We start from the raw sequence: 464 nt of genomic DNA, 5'->3' as shown, positions 1-464 counted from the left end.
GCGCACAAGGAAATCCTGGACGGCATCGCCAACTACAAAAACGCCCAGGTCTGAACGCGGCCGCAGCACGCCGGTCTGGCGTGCCCGCGCCACCGCTCCAAAAACCTGCCAGCAAGCGTGCTGGCAGGTTTTTTCGTTTGTGGCCGGTGCGACTCGATCTGGACGCTCAATGCCTCGATTTCAGGTCAAATCGCCCGCAAGCGCTTGTGGGTAAAGCGCTGGCTGCTATCAAAAAATAGATAGATCTCATTCTTTAGCTGCGGGCGCACGCCAGTGCATTCGCTGCAGCCGCGCCAAGGCACAGGTGATCGAGAAGATGGCAAGTTGCGTTGGCGGATGCTTGGCATTAATATTCATTCAAAATGAATCTTATGAAGTGCCACGGTCGCCCAGCACGCTGCAAACCATGAAAACCAGCCTACCGCCCCTCGTCCCCGCTGCCGCCAAGGCAACGCCCCACAGCC

At 58.0% G+C, this 464-nt stretch carries 1 protein-coding gene; it reads left to right on the top strand.

The annotated features are described in order from the left end of the window. Window positions 1-239 (top strand): hypothetical protein (locus B2J89_RS22570; protein WP_205763934.1); only part of this gene is annotated, 239 nt, incomplete at its 5' end. Window positions 240-464 lie beyond the last annotated feature (225 nt).

The organism is Acidovorax sp. SRB_24, assembly GCF_012931925.1.
This window is presented reverse-complemented; position numbering and strand designations above follow the sequence as displayed.